The sequence below is a fragment of the Streptomyces sp. Isolate_45 genome (assembly GCF_024721315.2).
In the GTDB taxonomy this organism is placed as follows: Bacteria; Actinomycetota; Actinomycetes; order Streptomycetales; family Streptomycetaceae; genus Streptomyces.
Window position 1 is genome coordinate 1 of sequence record NZ_JANFAK020000382.1, and the last position, 836, is coordinate 836.

The window sequence follows — 836 nt, forward strand, 5'->3', positions numbered from 1 at the left end:
CTCCACCTCGACGCCCTCGGCGTCCGCCTCACCACCCTGCGCCCCGAACAGGCCGCCTACATCGGCGTCCCCGTCGAGGGCCCGTACAAGCCCGACCACTACCGCTACTGACCGCGGTGGAAACCGTTCGCGAAGTACGCGACCCCTGGCTCCCGGACCTGTTGCTGCGCACCGAACGGGACGCGCTGCTCCCGCTCTTGCGCCGTACGCCCGAGAGCTCGTACGGGCTGCGGACCGCGTGTCCCGGGTGGACGGCGCGGGACGTCCTGGCCCACTGCGCGGCCGCCCTCGTCCGGATCGTCGAGGGACGGCTGGAGGAGGGGGTGTTCCTGCCCGCGGCGAACGCGGCCGATGTGGCCGAACGGGCGGACTGGTCCGTGTCCCGGATCATCGACGAGTTGGAACGCGGGCTCACGGAAGCCGGAGCGGCCATCGCGGCGGGCGACGGCACGCTGGACGCGGTGGCACTGGGGGAGTGGATCCACGCGGGCGACGTCCGCGAGGCCTTCGGGGCACCCGGGGCGTACGGCGGGGGCAGTCTCGCGCTCGCGCTGCCCCTGCTCCGCACCACCAGCCGCAAGCGGGACACGCCGCGGCTGCTCGCCCACATCGACGGTCACGCGGAACCGCTGGACCTGGGCAATGCCGAGCCCGGCCGCCGCCCTGCCCGCTTCGCCGGCGACGCGGCGACGCTGATCCGCCTCTACTCCGGACGTCCGCTGGTCGCGACCCGCTACGAACTGGAAGGCGCCGCGGAGGCGGAGCTGCTCATCTACCGGTGACCCCGGAAACCGGCCGGGCCGGGACCCGCTCCGCCCCCGAGGGCGAGCGGGACC

The 836-nt window shown here is 74.5% G+C and carries 2 protein-coding genes; both read left to right on the forward strand.

Annotation, left to right across the window (positions count from 1 at the left end; all coding sequences use genetic code 11):
• The coding region (locus NOD94_RS41200; protein WP_281207564.1) for an adenosylhomocysteinase at nucleotides 1–111 on the forward strand (111 nt) is incomplete at its 5' end.
• Nucleotides 108–782: a maleylpyruvate isomerase family mycothiol-dependent enzyme gene (locus NOD94_RS41205; protein WP_281211366.1), complete on the forward strand. Its 675-nt coding sequence runs from the start codon at nucleotides 108–110 to the stop codon at nucleotides 780–782. The genes NOD94_RS41200 and NOD94_RS41205, both read left to right, overlap by 4 nt.
• The last annotated feature ends 54 nt before the right edge of the window (nucleotides 783–836 follow it).